Raw genomic sequence first — 16,483 nt, forward strand, 5'->3', positions numbered from 1 at the left:
CGGCCGCCCTGCGGTTCCCCTGGCCCCCTGCGGTGGAGGTTTCTTGTCCATTCATGTTTTCGCCGGGCCGACCCTTCCGGCCGACGCCGTCCGGGCGATCGTGCCCGAGGCGGTCGTCCACCCTCCTGTCGCCCACGGTGATCTGCCGCGCCTGGCAGCCGGGCCCGGGGACGTCGTGGTCATCATCGACGGGTACTACCACCAGACGGGTGCCGTACGGCACAAGGAGATCCTCGGCTCGCTGGCGGCGGGCGCGCGGGTGGTCGGCTGCTCCAGCATGGGCGCGCTGCGCGCCGCCGAGCTGCACCCCTTCGGCATGGCCGGGTCCGGCGTCGTCTTCGCGATGTACCGGGACGGGGTGCTCGACGCCGACGACGAGGTGGCGCTGGCCCATGGCGAGGCACCCGAGTACCGTCCGTTCAGCGAACCGCTGGTCAACATCCGCCACGCGGTGGCCGCGGCCGGACGCGCCGGGGCGATAGACGCCGGGGAGGCGGCCGCGTGCGTCGACCTGGCCCGTGCCCTGCCCTATCAGTCCCGCAGCTGGCGGGCCGTCGAGCGGTGCGCGGAGGGCGACAGCCGCCTGACTGCCGAGTCGTTCCGGAACATACGGTCGTTCCTGGCCGCGCACCCCGAACACGCCGACGTCAAGGCCGCGGACGCGCAGGCGACGCTGGGGAACCTGGCGGGCCTCGCCACCACGGCCGGGAGCGGGTGGGCCGCGGGGTCCTGGCGCAACCGGGCGTGCTACGCGTGGGAGGCGGAGTTCACCGGCGGGACGGTGGAGAACCGGCCGGTGAGCCGCGCCGCCGTCCTGCGCTATCTGCAGGTCCACCACCCCGCGTTCCCCGGGCGATGGCGTGCTGTCGTCCTCGCCGCGATCGCCGGGGACGGCCGCCCCTCCCGTAGCCGTGCCCTGGAGGTGGCGGCGGGCCACGGGCTGACGGCGCGGTCGCTCACCGCGGCGCAGAAGAGTGCCTGGCTGACCCCGCGCGAGATCCGGGAGTTCGACGAGGCGCCCGACGAGTCCCTCGTCCGTGTCCTCGTCCGCTCCTACCGGCCGCCGCGGGGCGTGTGGGACCTGGTGCGCGCGATGCCGGACCTGGCCGACGATCCCGAGGCCCGGCGCGCGGTCGCGGAGTCCTCCGCGATCAACGACGAGGTGGCCACCTGGCGTACCGGGTGGAGCACGACGCGGCTCGGCTCCGCGCCGCTGACGGCGCACCTGGGCGTGCTGTGGGGTGTGCCCGCCCAGGACGCTCCTTCCCTGCTCGCCGCGGCGCGGGACCGGGGCTTCGCGTCCGTCGGCGAGGCGCTGTCCGCCCTGCGGCCGCACTTCCTCAGGAGCAGGTTCCGGGCGGCGGAAGCGGCGTCGGCACGGGCAGGGGTGAACCGGCCATGACCGGACACACGACCGACACGGCCGGCATGACCGATACAGCCGACGTGCCCGGCACGGCCAAGGCGTTCACCAACGGGACGCACCGGGTCCGGCATCCACGGGAGACGTGGAGCATCATCGAGCCCAAGCTCGCCCGCTTCGGCATCACCAGGGTCGCGGACGTCACCGGGCTGGACTCGATCGGCATCCCGGTCGCGATGGCGATACGGCCGATGGCGGCCACGGTCAGCGTCTCCCAGGGCAAGGGCCGCACCCGGACCCTCTCCAAGGTCTCCGCCGCGATGGAGGGCATCGAGCTGTGGCACGCCGAGCGGAGCCGTCCGGCGCTCGCCCACCGCGGCGTCCCCGCCGGCTCGCTCCCGCTCCCCTACCGGCTGCGGGACCTCGACACCATGCCCGGCAGCCTGGTCGGCGCGGCCACGCCGCTGGACTGGATCGCCGCCCGGGGCCTGGTCGGCGGGGGTGCGACGGTGGTGCCGCGGGACGCGGTGTGCTTCACGTCCGTCGACGACCGGCGCTGGCGGCCACCGGGGTTCCGGACGAACACCAACGGCCTGGCCTCCGGCAACTCGGTGGCGGAGGCGGCCCTGCACGGGCTGTACGAGATCGTCGAGCGGGACGCGCTGACCGGGACACCCCCCGGGCAGTCGTACGTCGACCCCGGGAGCGTCGAGGACGAGGCCTGCCGCGAGCTGATCGAGCGGGTGCTGTCGGCGGACGCCGTACTGGAGATCGTCCGGCTGCCGAGCCGTTTCGGCGTCCCCTGCTTCACCGTACAGATCTGGAGTCAGGACCTCCCCCTCACCTGCCTGGGCGCCGGCGCCCACAGCTCCACCTCCGTCGCGCTGTCCCGCGCGCTGACCGAGGCGGCGCAGAGCAGACTCACCGCGATCGCCGGGACCCGGGACGACATCGGTCCGCTGTACGAGCGGGTGCGTGACATCGGCAGCGCACCCCCGAAGGCGCCGGAGGTGTTGTCCCCGCTGGGCGCAGAGGCCGACGAGTCCTTCGACGACGTGGAGCGCGAGTTGGCCTGGCTGTGCGCCCGGGCCGCCGCGGTGACGGGCCATGAGCCGCTGCTGGTGGATCTGAGCACGGACGACGAGTTCGCGGTCGTCAAGGTGCTGCTCCCGGGGGCCGGGCTCGACCTCCGGCGGGTCCACCCCGGCCACGACCGACCGACACGAGCATGAGATGTGAGTGACCATGAACGACAGTGCCCCGCCCGCGGCTCTCGGCCCCGGCTATCTGCGCGACCCGCACCCGTGCAACGCGGCGTTGCGCGAGGACGGTCCCGTGCACGAGGTGCGGCTGCCGACCGGGCTCAAGGTCTGGGTCGTCACCGGCCACGCGGCGGCCCGCGCCGCGCTCGCCGACCCCCGGCTGAGCAAGGACATGCGCCATACCCGCGAGCTGTTCGACCGGCACATGGACCAGCCCGTCAAGCGCCGGGGCTCCGGGCCCTCGCTGGCCGTGAACATGCTCGGCAGCGACCCGCCGGACCACACCCGGCTGCGCCGCCCGGTCGCCCGGGCGTTCACCGCGCGCCGCGTCGCGGCCCTGCGGCCGCGCGTCGAGGAGGTCGCGCGCCGACTGCTCACGGACATGGCCCCGCGGCGGGAGGCGAACCTGCTGGAGGCCTACGCGTATCCGCTGTCGATCACCGTGATCGGTGAGCTGCTGGGCGTGCCGGAGCGGGACCACGGCGACTTCCAGGCGTGGGCCCGCACGCTGCTCGACCAGTCCGCGGGCGACCGCGAACAGGCGCGCCGGGCGGCCGCCGCGATGGCGGACTACCTCACGGCGCTGGTGGCCGCCAAGCGGGCCGCGCCGGGTGAGGATCTGCTGACCGCCCTGGTGGAGGCCGAGGGCGAGCAGGAGCTCGACGAGGAGGAGCTGGTCTCCACCGCCTTCCTGCTGCTGCTCGCCGGTTTCGAGACCACGGTGAACCTGATCGGCAACGGCATGTTCGCCCTGCTGACCGATCCGGCCCAGCACGCGGCCCTGCGGGAGGACCCGTCGCGCATACCCGACGCGGTCGAGGAGTTCCTCCGCTTCGAGGGCCCGGCCAACCTGGCCAGCTACCGCTACACCACCGCGCCGGTCGACATCGCCGGAACGGCCGTCCCGGCGGGCGAGTTCGTGCTCGTCTCGCTCTCCGCGGCCAACCGCGACCCCGCACGCTTCCCCGCCCCCGACCGGCTGGACCTGGCACGCGACGCGAGCGGCCATCTCGCCTTCGGCCACGGCATCCACCGCTGTCTCGGCGCTCCGCTGGCACGGCTGGAGGGGGAGATCGCCTTTCGTGAACTGCTGTGCCGCTTCCCGGACATCCGGCTCGCCGTCCCTCCGGAGCAGGTGACCTGGCAGCCCAGCACGCTGGTGCGGGCCGTGGAGGCACTTCCGGTGGCCTGGGGGGAGGCGCGATGACCGGCACCCTCCCCGGGCGGACCGTGCTGGCCCGGCGGAACGGCATCGTGCTCGCCGAGCCGGTCGCCGCGGACAAGGAGATCCTCAAGGCCCACCACGACGGCGCGTTCGACGTGGACGCGGGCACCACCGCCGCGCCGCTGCCCATCAGCGCCCCCGGGGGGAACGCCTCGATCCTCGACGACACCACCGGGGACATGCTCGGCGCGGTCGGCTGGCACGCGGTCAGCCACGGCCCCACCGTGCCGTGCCTGGCCTGGAACACGGGCCTGGTCCTGCTGCCCGCCGCGCGCGGACGCGGCGTCGGCCCCACCGCCTTCCGGCTGCTCGCCGAGCATCTGTTCGCCACCACCGACGTGTTCCGGGTGGAGGCAATGACCGATGTCGCCAACGCGGCCGCGCGGCGGACGGCGGAACGGGCGGGCTTCCACCGGGAGGGCGTCATCCGCGGGGCACAGCTGCGCGGGGGCGAGCGCCGCAACCTGATCGGCTACAGCCTGCTGCGGACGGATCTGTGACCGCGCCCCGGCCCGGGCGGGCCCACATCGCGATGGTCGGCGTCCCGGCACCCGGGCACGTCCACCCGAGCCTCGGCATCATCAGGGAACTCGTCGCGCGCGGCCACCGGGTCAGCTATGCCAACGACCCGCGCTGCGCGGAGGTGATCGCCGCGACGGGTGCCCGGCTGGTGCCCTACGCCTCGTCGTTGCCCTCCGTCACGGGCTCCGCCTGGCCGGACGATCCGGTGGAGCAGCTGGACCTCTTCCTGACCGAGGCCATGACGATGCTGCCCCAGCTGCGTACGGCCTACGAACGGGACCGGCCCGACCTGTTCCTCTACGACCAGGCCGGAGTCGCCGCGCGGGTGCTCGCCCGGGCCTGGAACGTGCCGATCGTGCAGATCTCGTCGACCTTCGTCGTGTGGGAGGGGTACGAACAGCAGGGTCCGCTCGCCCGGCTGCGCCGCGACCCGCGCGGCGCGGCGCACTTCCGGCGGTACGCGGCGTGGCTGGCCGGGCAGGGCTTCGCCGGCACCGATCCCGTCGCGTTCACGCTCCGGCCGGACCGCTGCGTCGTGCCGCTGCCGCCGTACCTCCAGCCGCGGGCGCGGGAGGTCGATCCCCGGCGCTACACCTTCGTCGGCCCGTGCCTGGACCACCCCGTGGGGAAAGGGACGTGGACGAGGCCGGAGGGTGCGGAGCGGGTGCTGCTGATCTCGCTCGGTTCGTTGTTCACCGACCGCCCGGACTTCTACCGGCAGTGCCTGGCCGCCTTCGGCGGTCTCCCCGGCTGGCACGTGGTGCTGCAGATCGGCGACCGGCTGCCGCGCAGGGCGCTCGGCACGGTCCCCGGCAACGTCGAAGTGCGCCGCTGGGTCCCCCAGCGGGCCGTACTGGAGCACTGCGACGCCTTCCTCACCCATGCGGGGATGGGCGGCACCGTCGAGGGGCTGTATCACGGCGTGCCGATGATCGCCGTGCCGCAGGCCGCGGACCAGTTCGCCAACGCGGACGCGATCGTCCGGCTGGGCGCGGGGCGCCGCGTCGACACCGGGGAGGCCACGGCCGAGGTCCTGCGGGAGACCCTGCTCGCCCTCGTCGACGACCCGGGCACGGCGGCCCGGCTCGCGGCCGTCGGCGCGGAACTCCGCCGCGACGACGGGACGGCGCGGGCGGCGGACCTCGTCGAGGCACAGCTGGCGGCCGGTCAGCCCTTCGCGGCTCCCGGCTTGCGCCGGGTCCCCGTGCCTTCGAGACTTGCAGTCGATCACTCGTCGTGACGGAGCGTCCGGCAGGGCGGGCCGAGGCACGCACGAGTCGACCAGGAGATGGTGATGTCCCCACCGGAGGAGCACCGGGCGGTCGTGGTCGGCGTCGACCCCGACCCGTCCCACCGCATGGCGGTCGCCTGGGCCGCGGACGAGGCCGCCCGGCGCCGTGTGCCCCTGCGCCTGGTCCACGCCGAGGGCGTGCCGACCGGCGGGTACCGGAAGAGGGAGGTGCGGCCGTCCTGGGAGGAGTGGAACCAGGCGCTGCACGAGGCCGGTGAACAGGTGCTCCGCGAGGCCGTGGACTTCGCGGAGGAACGGCAGCCGGGGGTGGAGATCTCGGGGCTGCTGGCCGAGGGCACCCCGGCCTGGGTGCTGCGCGAGCACTCCCACGGCGCCACGGCCGTGGTGCTGGGCTTCCGGCACCTGGGCCGGGTGAAGGAGGTGTTCAGCCCCGCCTCCGTCGCCCTGCCCCTGATGGCGCACGCCCGTTGCCCGGTGGTCGTGGTGCCCGAGCCGGAGCACATCACCCGGCACTCGCACTTCGTCGTGGGGGTCGACGGCAGCGCGCACTCGGCGGCCGCCGTGGATGCCGCCTTCCAGGAGGCCGCCCTGCACGGCGCGGCATTGCGGGCGGTGTACGTGCTGCAGCCGGGCGGGCCGTACGGCCCGCTGGACACGCGCGCGACGGTGCAGGAGTGCCGGCGCCTGCTCGCCGAGACCGTGGCCGGGCGCGGCGCGGCCTACCCCGAGGTCGAGCTGCGCCAGGAAGTGGTCGTGGGCCATCCCGTGGAGGAGCTTGCCGAGGCGTCCGCCCGGGCGCTGGGCCTGGTGGTCGGGACGCGGGGGCACGGCGGCTTCACGGGCATGCTGCTCGGCTCGGTCAGCCAGGGCGTGCTGCACCACGCGCACTGTCCCGTCATCGCCGTTCCGAGCCCTCACCCGCCCGCGGCCCGAGGCTCCGGCCGCGCCTGACCGGCTGCCACCCGGGCCGGGCATCCGGCACGGCCGCCCGGTGCCCCGGCCCGGGTGTGCGTTCCCGCGGGCGCGGGTAGCGTCCGGCCATGTTCGCGCCGAGCCGCATCGTCGCGCCGCCGGGGTGGAGTCGCTGGCTTGTCCCGCCCGCCGCGTTGTCCATCCATCTGGCCATCGGCCAGGCGTATGCCTGGAGCGTCTTCAAACCGCCGCTGGAGTCCTCGCTCCACCTCTCGGGCACGGCCTCGGCGCTGCCGTTCCAAGTGGCCATCGTGATGCTCGGGCTGTCGGCGGCCTTCGGCGGGACGCTGGTGGAACGCCGCGGTCCGAGGTGGGCGATGACCGTGGCGGCCGTCTGCTTCTCCTCGGGCTTCCTGGTGGCCGCGCTCGGGGCGGAACTCCGCCAGTACTGGCTCGTGGTCCTCGGCTACGGTGCGATCGGCGGGATCGGCCTCGGCATCGGCTACATCTCGCCGGTCTCCACGCTGTTGTCCTGGTTCCCCGACCGGCCGGGCACAGCCACCGGCATCGCCATCATGGGGTTCGGCGGGGGCGCGCTCATCGCCTCGCCGTGGTCCGCCCATCTGCTGTCCGTCTTCGGCACGTCCGCCCCGGGCATCGCGCGGACCTTCGCGGTGATGGGTGTCGCCTACGGGCTCTTCATGACGCTCGGCGTCCTGCTGGTGCGCGTGCCACCGGGGCGGGCGGGAACCGTCGCCGCCCCGCGGCTCCCGGCGGTGCGCGTCTCGGCCCGCAACGCGCTGCGCACCCCGCAGTTCTGGTGCCTGTGGGTGATGCTGTGCGCGAACGTCACGGCGGGCATCGGGATCCTGGAGAAGGCCGCGCCGATGGTCACCTCCCTGTTCGCCGTCACCCCGGCCGCGGCGGCGGGCTTCGTCGGCCTGCTGTCGCTGGCCAACATGCTGGGCCGCCTGGCGTGGTCCGCCGCCTCGGACCTGACGGGCCGCAAGAACATCTACCGGCTCTACCTCGGCGCGGGCGCGGGGACGTACCTCCTCCTCGCTCTCGTCGGCGGCTCCTCCAAACCGGTCTTCCTCGTCTGTGCCGCGGTCATCCTCTCCTTCTACGGCGGGGGCTTCGCCACTCTCCCCGCCTATCTGAAGGACCTGTTCGGCACGTACCAGGTCGGGGCGATCCACGGCCGTCTGCTCACGGCGTGGTCCACCGCCGGGATCCTCGGCCCGCTGATCGTCAACGCCCTGGCCGACGCGCGCGGCTCGGCGGGCCGTACGGGAGCCGATCTGTACACGCCGTCGTTCTTCACCATGCTGGGTCTGCTGGTGGTGGGTTTCGTGGTGGGCGAGTTCGTCCGGCCCGTACATCCTCGGTACCACGAGCCTCCGGGCGAGGGCGGTCGTCCGGAGGCGGTCCGGGAGGAGGGGGTGGCGCCGTGAGCGGGGGACGGCGCAGGGCGCTGCTGGTGTTCAGCTGGCTGTGGGTGGGCGCTCCCTTCGCCTACGGCGTGTACGAACTGGTGCTGAAAACGCGTCAGTTGTTCACGGGCTGACCCTTCGGGAACGGCCGGTGACGATGCGCCTCACTCCGTCGCCTGCTCTTCCAGCCAGATCGCCTGGGCCGGGCAGAGGGTCGCGGCCTGCCGTACGTCGTCCGCGAGCCCCTCGGACGGGGTCTCGGCGAGGAGGACGACGATGCCGTCCTCCTCGCGCTGGTCGAACACCTCGGGCGCGCTCAGCACGCACTGGCCGGCGCCGACGCACCTGTCCTGGTCGATGAACACCTTCATCGGAACCTTCTCTCTCGCTGGTCTCACCGTGCGACCGGCCGCGGTCACCAGGTGACGGGCAGCTCGTAGACGCCGTAGATGAGTCCGTCGTGCTTGAACGGGATCCCGTCGAGGCCGGCCGCCGCCTTCAGGGCGGGGATACGGCGGTAGAGGGTGCTGTAGACGACCTGCAGTTCCAGCCGGGCCAGGGGCTGGCCGAGGCACTGGTGGACGCCGAAGCCGAAGGCCATGTGGTGGCGGGGGTTGCGGTCCACGTCCAGCCGGTCGGGTTCGGAGAAGGCGGCCGGGTCGCGGTTGCCGATGTCCCCGGCGAGGACGACGCCTTCGCCCGCGCGGATGGTCACCCCGTCGATCCCGATGTCCTCCAGAGCCACCCGGCGCCGCCCGTTGTGCACGATCGTCAGGTAGCGCAGGAGCTCCTCGACCGCCGAGGCGATCAGCTTCGGGTCGTCGCTCTCGCGCAGCCTGGCCAGCTGGTCGGGGTGCTGCAGCAGGGCCAGGGTGCCGAGCGCGATCATGTTCGCCGTCGTCTCGTGCCCGGCGATCAGCAGCAGCACGCCCATGCTGGCCGCTTCCCGCCGGGACAGCTCACCGGCGCGGATCCGCCCGGCCAGCGTGGAGAGCAGGTCGTCCGCCGGGCGGGCGAGCTTGTCGTCGATCAGCCGCTCCAGGTAGCCGATCAGCCGCTCCGTGGCCTCCCGGGCCTGGTCCGTCGTCGTGGAGCGCTTGACCAGGACCTGGCTGTCGGACTGGAAGGAGCCGTGGTCGGCGTACGGGACGCCCAGCAGTTCGCAGATGACGAGCGACGGTACCGGCAGCGCGAACGCCTGGACCAGGTCCACCGGCTTCGGGCCGTCGAGCATGGCGTCGATCAGGCCGTCGACGATCTTCTGGACCACCGGTCGCAGTGCCTCCACCCGTTTGATGGAGAACGCGGAGGTGACCATCCGGCGCAGCCGGGCGTGGTCCGGGTCGTCCATGGTGAGGAAGCTGCGTATCAGCGGCCGGGTCTCCTTCTGGGCCGCGCCCGGGTGCGGGTAGTGCGGGAGGGTGGCGTCCGCGCTGATCCGCGGATCGGCCGACAGCGCCCGCACGTCCTCGTAGCGGGTGACCAGCCAGGGGGTGCTGCCGTCCCAGAGGCGCACCCGGGTGACCGGGGCCGCGGCCTGCAGGGCGCGCAGGGTCGGCGGTGGGTCGAACGGACAGCCGGTCGCCCGGGTCATGGGGTAACCGGGTGTCTCGGTGAACAACGCGTGGGTGCCGGGTTCCGCGGTGGTGCTCATGGTTCTCCGCCCCTTTCGCAGGTCCATTGCCGTGTCGGGCAGGCCGGATCCGGGACGCGGCTCGCGCCGGAGGCGCGGCCGGCCGGGTCCGGCCCGCAGGAGGGGACGCGCCGACGAGCACGGCGCGGGTCAGGGCACCGGCCTGCCGCGAGGCCGCGCGGTGGCGGCCCGGGCCACCTGCCGGACGATGGGCAGGGCCGTGCGCAGGGCCTCGTCCAGCGCGCGCAGGTTCTCGGCGGGCAGCGTGCCCAGCAGGTCGGCGATCCGGGCCTCCGCCGCCCGGTGGCGCTCGGCCAGCAACTCCCGTCCGGCGTCCGTGATGGCGACCAGACAGACCCGCCCGTCCTCGGGATGGCGCAGCCGCGTGGCGAGGCCCTGGCGTTCCAGCCGCTGCACGAGCTGTGACATCGAGGGCTGGGCGATGCCTTCCGCCGTGGCCAGCAGGGTCAGCCGGACCGGGCCTTCCCGCTCCAGCCTCCCCAGCGTCGAGACGGTGGTCAGGCTCATGCCCTCCCGTGCCGAGAGGTGCCTCAGCATCACGACGACCACATCGATCAGTGCCACCGCCGCCTCGTGGCGCCGCCCTTCGGGCGTTCCCTCCATACTCCCGGTGTATCACCCACCTATATAGGGTGTCTATGGTTCTGCCGCGATCCGTGTGGTGAGTCGAAGCCGGTCGCGAAGTCGGGGCAGGCCACGGCCAGTTCGTCGAATACGGCGGACGAACCCTCCACCGCGCCGATCGCGGGTGTGCCCGAGGAGTACAGGCGGCTGGACGCGCTGGTCAACAACGCGGCCTTCGGCGTGGCCGGTACCGTCGAGCACACCGACACCGCCACGTGGCGCCAGATCATGGGCGTCGACGTCGACGGCGCCTTCTTCGCCTCGAAGGCCGCACTGCCCCATCTCCGCCGCGCCGGTGGCTGCATCGTCAATGTCGGCTCGGTGTCCGGGCTCGGGGCGGACTGGGGTCTGGCCGCCTACAACACCGGGAAAAACTCGCCGCTTTCCGTCAGCGCATTCCCATGCGGCGCCCCGCCGAACCGGACGAAGTCGCCGACGTCATCACCTTCCTGGCCGGTCACGACGCCCGCTTCGTCAACGGCGCACATTCCCGTCGACGGCGGACTCAGCGCTTCCAGCGGGCAGCCGCGTATGTTCTGACCACCCGTTGGGACAATCGATCCGGGCCGTGGGCTCGTAGTGGGCTCGTATAGGCAGGGAAACAGCCCGAGTTAGGATCACCGGCATGTCTCTACGTCTTCGGATGCGTCAGGCCCTGCCGGAAGCGATGCGTGCCCGCGACAAGGTCTCGGTGAGCACGCTGCGCGCGACACTCGCCGCGCTGGACAACGCCGAGGCGGTGCCCGTGGGCGAAGCCGGGCTGCGCGGCGTGGCCCTCGAACACTCGCCGGTCGGGGCGGGCACCACCGAGGCGGTACGGAGTGAGCTGAGCGAGCGCGACGTGGTGGACATCGTGCACGCCGAGATCACCGAACGGCTCGATGCCGCAGCGCAATTGACCGCGCCCGCACACGCCGGCCGTGCCGCGCGCCTCCGCGCGGAGGCCGCCGTGCTTCAGCGGCTGCTCGACGGCCCCGGCGCCGCATAGGCGGTCCGGGCGAGGATGCGCCGGAGCCAGCGGGTGCGGGTGTCGCGGGCTTCCCGGCTGAGGGCCGCCTCTGGTGCGAAGGTGTCGAAGCCGTGGCAGGCTCCGGGCCATACGTGCAGTTCCGCCTGGCCGCCGGAGCGCCAGATCGCGTCGGCGTAGGCCACGTCCTCGTCCCTGAGGGTCTCGGCCGACCCGACGTCGATGTAGGCCGGGGGCAGCCCGGAGAGGTCCGTGGCGCGGGCGGGGGCCGCGTAGGGCGGCAGGTCCGCGGCACCGTACCGGTCGCCCAGCAGCGCCTGCCACGCGGTGGTGCCGGAGGTCCGGTCCCAGGTGTCGACACCGGCCATCTGGTGGCTGGAGAAGGTGGTGCCGCGGTCGTCGAGCATCGGGCACATGAGGAGTTGCCCGACCGGCGCGGGCCCGCCGCGGTCGCGGGTGAGCAGGGCGAGTGCCGCGGCGAGTCCGCCACCGGCGCTCTTGCCCCCGATGGCGATGCGGTCGGCGTCGACGCCCAGCCGGGCCGCGTGTTCGGCCGCCCAGACGAATCCGGCGTAGCAGTCCTCCACCGGCCCGGGATACCGCGTCCGCGGTGCGAGCCGGTACTCCACCGATATGACGGCCAGCCCCAGCGGCAGCGCCCATTCACGCAGCAGCCGCGGCAGTACGGACCACGCGTTGCCCGTGATCATTCCGCCGCCGTGCATGTAGTACAGCAGCGGCAGGGGCCCGGCGATCCCTGCGGGCCGGGCGCTCACCAGTGTGACGTCCGGGTCGCCCGGCGCTCCCGGCACGCTCAGCTCGTCCACCTCGAAGCGGCCGTCGGCCCGGAGATCCCGGACCGTCGGCCGGGGCCGGGTCGCGGCGTCCCGCTCCTGCCGGGCCGCCAGGTTCTCCGGGGTCAGCGGTTCCCTCGCCCCGTCCCCCAGGGCCGCCAGCGCCGCGCCGATTTCCGGGTCGAGAAGGGGCACGTCCCAGGCCCTCATGAAGGTCACTCCCCCGCCGCAGGTTCGAGGGCGCCCCCCCCGGGGGGCCCTCGAACCGTTGCCTCTCCACGGCCGGACGTCAGTACTTGCGGACGTCAGTGCTTGACGAACAATTCAACGTCGTTGTGGCCGTCGCAGAATATCCACTCGAACTGCTCATTGACCAGCTCGTGCCAGTAGTTGTTCGTGTCCAGCGCCCAGATGCCGAATTTGTTGACGCTCACGCACTTCTGCCGCCCCGGCGGGGTGTTCGGAGTGGTCACGGTCAGCGTCAGGCTCGTGAGGTCCTTCCAGAACAGGTGCTGCCCCGGCTTCGGGCCGCCGAGCAGGTTGACGCTGCTCCAGGTGTTCTGGAAGTCGCCGAACTTCTGCAGATGCTCCTGGTCGGTCTCGCATCCGTTGTTGTTGGTCCGGATGAGCCTGGTCCACGTGTCGCTGCCGGAGACGGGGTCCCGGTAGCGCGCCGTGACCCATGAGGGAATGCACTCATTGGTGTTGGACAGGGCGGTGACGTCGAACCACATGTTGAACGCTTTGAACTCCTCGTTCCCCACCGTCGGACCCTTCACGGCCGACGCGGGTGCCGTATTGACCAGGAAGGCGCTCAATACCATTCCCAGCAATACGGTGAAAGATCTTCGGCAGGACCGGAACACACGTCTGCCCATGGCGACCACTTCCTTTGTGGATTCGTGAACGTGAGCGTGCGCGTGCGCCTCCGCGAGACGATCTCGGACTCGATCGTTTCGGGGAGGATCTCGTGGAAACCGCAGTGGGGCCGTCGTCACCGTCACCGTTTGCCCGGCAGAGCGAGCGCGGCCCACTCTCCCGCGCCCCATGAATTCCGGCAAGGACGGGATCCGGCCAGATGCCGCGTCCGTCGCCGGCCACCGGGCCAGGGTCCGTGGCCACCGGGCCGGGCCGCCGTTCCAGAACACCGGTTCGGGCCATTCCTATACCCTTAAATCACACTCTGAACTGCGGGAACGGAGCCCCTCGCCATGTCTGGACCGGATGTCACGGTCATCATCGCCGCGTACAACGCCATGCCGTACGTGACCCGCAGTGTCACATCCGTCCTCGGCCAGACCCTGGGCGCGGACCGGATCGAGCTGATCGCGGTCGACGACGGCTCCACGGACGGGACGGCGGAGGAGCTCGACCGCCTGGCGGAGGACGCGCCGCTGATGCGGGTGGTCCATCAGCCGAACTCCGGTGGGCCCGCGGGCCCACGGAATCTGGGCCTCGACCGTGCCACCGGACGGTACGTCTTCTTCCTCGACGCGGACGACCACCTCGGCCCGGAGGCCCTGGAGCGCATGGTCGCGTCGGCCGACGAGAACGGCTCGGACGTGGTGCTCGGCCGGATCGTGGGCGAGGGCGGGCGTCGCGCGCCGCAGTCGATGTTCCGGCGCAACCAGCCCCGGACCGACGTCTTCGCCTCCCGCGTCTACTGGACGCTCAACCCGATGAAGCTGTTCCGCCGCGAGCTGATCGACCGCCTCCGGCTCCGCTTCGACACGGGGCTGTCGATCGGCGAGGACCAGCCGTTCGTCGCCACCGCCTACCTCGAGGCCGCCGCGATATCCGTGGTCGCCGACCACGACTGCCTCTACTGGGTCGCGCGCGAGGACGGCAACAACATCACCGCGCAGGAACACGGCACGCGGATGCGGATGGACCTGTTCCGGACCATGACCGAGCTGGTCGCGGAACGTGTCCCGGACGGCCCCGACCGCGACGCCCTGATGCACCGGCACTACGCCGTCGAGCTCCGCGACGCGGTCCTCCAGCTGTGCCGGGAGCCGCAGCGCGACGTCCAGGACAAGCTCCTGCGCGAGCTGGCCGACCTCGTCACCCCGTACTGGACCGAGGGCCTGGCCGCCCGGCTGCCCGCCGTGATCCGGCTCCGCTGCCACCTCGTCCGCCACGCGCTCCTCGACGAGCTCCTCACCCTCGTCCACTGGGAGCTCGACCGGGGCGCCGCCAGCTACGGCATCACCACCCTGGCCGCCACGGCGGCCGAGGGCCCGGACCTCCTGGTCGAGAACGGGCGCGTCCACGCCCTCTACCCCTACTTCCGCGACTCCACGCTCGGCATCCCCGACGACTGCTACGACATCACCGCCGAGCTCCGTGTCCGGCACCGCGTCGAGTCCGCGGAGATCAACGCCACCGGGCTCCGCCTCGCGGGCCACGCCTACATCCACCGCGTCGCGACGACCGGCGTGTCGACCGAGCTCGTCCTCCGCAGGCGCGGCTCGGGCGAGGAGCGCCGCCTCCCGGTCCACCACGTCCCCACCCCGGGCCTGGGAGCCGACGAGGACGGCGGCCGCCACGACTACGGAGCGGCGGGCTTCGACGTCACGGTCGACCTCGCGCCGCTGTCGGCCGGGCTCTGGGACATCTCGCTGGCGGTGGGCGCCCAGGGCGTCACCAAGGAGGCCCGCCTCGGCAGCAGCCGCGCGGAGTCGGTGACCGACGCGACGACCGTGCTGGTCACCGCGCAGGGGACGGCGGTCGCGCTGTACACCACCAAGCCGTACGGCAACCTCACCCTGGACGTCGGCGAGACCCGCCCCCGGGTGCGGCCGCGGCTGCGCGTGACGGGCGCGGTCTGGTCCCCCGACACGCCCGCCACCCTCGCCGTCAGCGGCCGCTGCACCCTCGCGGACTGGCCGAAGGACGCGCTGACGCTCCGCGCCGAGGGGCCGGACGGCGCGGAGAGGACCGTGGTGGTGGAGGTGTCCCCGACCGGCGGCAGGTTCACCGCGCTGATGCCGTGCACCACGGCGGGCGAGTGGCGGCTCGGGCTCCGCCTCGCGGTGGCGGGTACGGACGCGGAGTGGTCCGTACCCGTACCGCCGCAGCCGTCGCTCGGCCCCGCGCGCTGGCAGCGGCTCGGCATGCCGTGGTACGCCAAGCCGCTGCCGGGACGCGATCGCGACGCGCTGACCCTGCGGGTCGAGCGGGTGCAGTTGATCAAGGCGGTACGGGGCCGGCTGAAGCGCTGACGCTCCGCTGGGAGTCCGGTGTGTCATCTGCGGGTGCGTCGTGGCCGGTCGCGCCCACGCGGCGGAGCCGCACGATGCAACACTGCCCCGCGCCCCTTTGGGGCGCCACCGAACCGCATCGGACTTCGCCGAGCCCGCTCAGTCGCCGCCGCCCCCGCAACTGCTGCCACAGCTACTGCCGCAGCTGCTGCCACAACTGCTGCCGCTGGAACAGCCGCTGCTGTCACTCGAGCCGCTGTCGCCGGAGCTCCCACAGCTCCAGCCGCTGCTGCCTCCTCCGCCGCTCCAGCCGCCGCTGCTGCTCCAGCCACCGCTGAAGAGGTCACCGAAGACCGAGCCGGTGCCGTCGGTGGCGGCTCCGGCCAGTTGGTCCCGCAGCTCTTCGTCGGCCACGGCTTCCGGGCCGTCCAGCGCCAGGCCGACCAGTGCCGCCAGCCCGAGGCCGACGGCCACACCGACACCGGCGCCCGCGACGGCGGTGGTCCCGGCGGGCACACACGCCTGTCGCGCCCGCCGCTCGGCCTCGTCCGCCCCCGGGGTACGGGCATCGGGCGTGGGTAGAACGCGCGTACGCACCCAGTGGGCGGCATACGCGGACAGGGCCAGCAGGCAGGCGAAGACCAGGTTGCCGGCCTCCCGCGGGGAGTGGTCCACGAAGAAGAGGACGAGCCAGGGCAGCGGGAGCCATCGCAGCACCCGGAGCAGACGCTGGCGCCGACGGAAGCCCTTCCGCTGCGCACCGGTGTAGGACAGGCCACGCCCGGCCAGGTCGTCCCCGATGGCGCGCACCTCCCGCCGGGCCACGGCCCGCGCCCGCAGCGCGGCGAGCTTGGGCGAGGTGCCGCGCCCCGCTTCGGCGTGTGCGCGCCGGACGGCGTTCTCCACCTGCGTGCGCGCCCGGCTGCCCTGCGGCAGGTGGACCTTGCCCTGGCGGGTGAGCTGCAGCATTCCGTCCCGGTGCATGGCGGCGACCGCGGTGTCGACGACCCGGCCCGGGCCGCCGGTCATCCAGGCCAGTTCCAGCACCTGCTGGGTGGCCGGGCCGGTCTCCTTCTCCAGGGAGAGCGGACCGGGCGTCTCCTTATGGGCGCGTACGGCCTTGGCCCGGGCCGCGGAGCCGTAGCGGGCGCAGGCGGCCACGGCCAGCCAGAAGGCCGCCAGGCAGAGGTACTCGTAGTTCACGGGGTGGCCTTCCTTCCGAGGATGCCGGGGAATGTGCGGCGGGGGGCGAGCTGCCGGAGGCGGCGGCGC

The 16,483-nt window shown here is 73.1% G+C and carries 16 protein-coding genes; 10 read left to right on the top strand and 6 right to left on the bottom strand.

The window, feature by feature from the left end; all coding sequences use genetic code 11:
* The first annotated feature begins 43 nt into the window (after positions 1–43).
* The 7 genes from K6I34_RS14535 (at position 44) to K6I34_RS14565 (ending at position 7,990) form a co-directional block, all read left to right on the top strand.
* Complete coding sequence (locus tag K6I34_RS14535; RefSeq protein WP_229326064.1) at positions 44–1,402, top strand: TfuA-like protein; 1,359 nt, start codon at positions 44–46, stop codon at positions 1,400–1,402.
* Positions 1,399–2,595 (top strand): YcaO-like family protein, encoded by a 1,197-nt coding sequence (locus K6I34_RS14540; RefSeq protein WP_229326066.1) that lies wholly within the window; start codon positions 1,399–1,401, stop codon positions 2,593–2,595. The genes K6I34_RS14535 and K6I34_RS14540 overlap by 4 nt, the downstream gene beginning before the upstream one ends.
* 13 nt (positions 2,596–2,608) lie before the next feature.
* Complete coding sequence (locus tag K6I34_RS14545; RefSeq protein WP_229326068.1) at positions 2,609–3,832, top strand: cytochrome P450; 1,224 nt, start codon at positions 2,609–2,611, stop codon at positions 3,830–3,832.
* Positions 3,829–4,350 carry a GNAT family N-acetyltransferase gene (locus tag K6I34_RS14550; protein WP_229326070.1) on the top strand — a complete coding sequence of 174 codons (522 nt, stop codon included), beginning with the start codon at positions 3,829–3,831 and terminating at the stop codon, positions 4,348–4,350. The genes K6I34_RS14545 and K6I34_RS14550 overlap by 4 nt, the downstream gene beginning before the upstream one ends.
* Positions 4,351–4,382: 32 nt before the next feature.
* Positions 4,383–5,612 (top strand): macrolide family glycosyltransferase, encoded by a 1,230-nt coding sequence (locus K6I34_RS14555; RefSeq protein WP_229326093.1) that lies wholly within the window; start codon positions 4,383–4,385, stop codon positions 5,610–5,612.
* A gap of 54 nt (positions 5,613–5,666) precedes the next feature.
* Positions 5,667–6,575 carry a universal stress protein gene (locus K6I34_RS14560; RefSeq protein ID WP_229326072.1) on the top strand — a complete coding sequence of 303 codons (909 nt, stop codon included), beginning with the start codon at positions 5,667–5,669 and terminating at the stop codon, positions 6,573–6,575.
* A gap of 89 nt (positions 6,576–6,664) precedes the next feature.
* Positions 6,665–7,990, top strand: a complete 1,326-nt coding sequence (locus K6I34_RS14565; protein WP_229326074.1) for an OFA family MFS transporter — start codon at positions 6,665–6,667, stop codon at positions 7,988–7,990.
* A gap of 143 nt (positions 7,991–8,133) precedes the next feature.
* Here the strand turns inward: K6I34_RS14565 and K6I34_RS14570 are convergent, their stop codons facing one another.
* From K6I34_RS14570 to K6I34_RS14580, 3 genes are all read right to left on the bottom strand, one after another.
* Positions 8,134–8,340: a ferredoxin gene (locus tag K6I34_RS14570; protein ID WP_229326076.1), complete on the bottom strand. Its 207-nt coding sequence runs from the start codon at positions 8,338–8,340 to the stop codon at positions 8,134–8,136.
* A 44-nt stretch (positions 8,341–8,384) separates the two neighbouring features.
* On the bottom strand, positions 8,385–9,623 hold the full coding sequence (locus K6I34_RS14575; protein WP_229326078.1) for a cytochrome P450: 1,239 nt from the start codon (positions 9,621–9,623) through the stop codon (positions 8,385–8,387).
* A gap of 129 nt (positions 9,624–9,752) precedes the next feature.
* Entirely contained in the window at positions 9,753–10,226 is a 474-nt protein-coding gene (locus K6I34_RS14580) for a MarR family winged helix-turn-helix transcriptional regulator (RefSeq protein WP_229326081.1), read from the bottom strand.
* Between K6I34_RS14580 and K6I34_RS14585 the strand changes: the two genes are divergently transcribed.
* Both K6I34_RS14585 and K6I34_RS14590 read left to right on the top strand, forming a co-directional pair.
* Positions 10,197–10,787: an SDR family oxidoreductase gene (locus tag K6I34_RS14585; protein ID WP_308294008.1), complete on the top strand. Its 591-nt coding sequence runs from the start codon at positions 10,197–10,199 to the stop codon at positions 10,785–10,787. The two genes, K6I34_RS14580 and K6I34_RS14585, sit on opposite strands and share 30 nt — an antisense overlap.
* 127 nt (positions 10,788–10,914) lie before the next feature.
* A complete protein-coding gene (locus K6I34_RS14590) occupies positions 10,915–11,235 on the top strand; it encodes a GatB/YqeY domain-containing protein (RefSeq protein ID WP_229326095.1) in 321 nt (106 codons plus the stop codon).
* On the opposite strand, the gene K6I34_RS14595 is transcribed toward K6I34_RS14590, so the two are convergent.
* Together K6I34_RS14595 and K6I34_RS14600 are read right to left on the bottom strand one after the other, a co-directional pair.
* Positions 11,202–12,218 carry an alpha/beta hydrolase gene (locus K6I34_RS14595; RefSeq protein ID WP_229326085.1) on the bottom strand — a complete coding sequence of 339 codons (1,017 nt, stop codon included), beginning with the start codon at positions 12,216–12,218 and terminating at the stop codon, positions 11,202–11,204. The genes K6I34_RS14590 and K6I34_RS14595 overlap by 34 nt on opposite strands.
* 95 nt (positions 12,219–12,313) lie before the next feature.
* Complete coding sequence (locus tag K6I34_RS14600; RefSeq protein ID WP_229326087.1) at positions 12,314–12,832, bottom strand: hypothetical protein; 519 nt, start codon at positions 12,830–12,832, stop codon at positions 12,314–12,316.
* A gap of 387 nt (positions 12,833–13,219) precedes the next feature.
* Between K6I34_RS14600 and K6I34_RS14605 the strand changes: the two genes are divergently transcribed.
* Entirely contained in the window at positions 13,220–15,232 is a 2,013-nt protein-coding gene (locus K6I34_RS14605) for a glycosyltransferase family 2 protein (protein WP_229326089.1), read from the top strand.
* A gap of 138 nt (positions 15,233–15,370) precedes the next feature.
* Here the strand turns inward: K6I34_RS14605 and K6I34_RS14610 are convergent, their stop codons facing one another.
* On the bottom strand, positions 15,371–16,414 hold the full coding sequence (locus K6I34_RS14610) for a TIGR04222 domain-containing membrane protein (protein ID WP_229326091.1): 1,044 nt from the start codon (positions 16,412–16,414) through the stop codon (positions 15,371–15,373).
* Between the last annotated feature and the right edge of the window lie 69 nt (positions 16,415–16,483).

It is taken from the genome of Streptomyces sp. UNOC14_S4 (genome assembly GCF_020740835.1).
GTDB lineage: Bacteria > Actinomycetota > Actinomycetes > Streptomycetales > Streptomycetaceae > Streptomyces.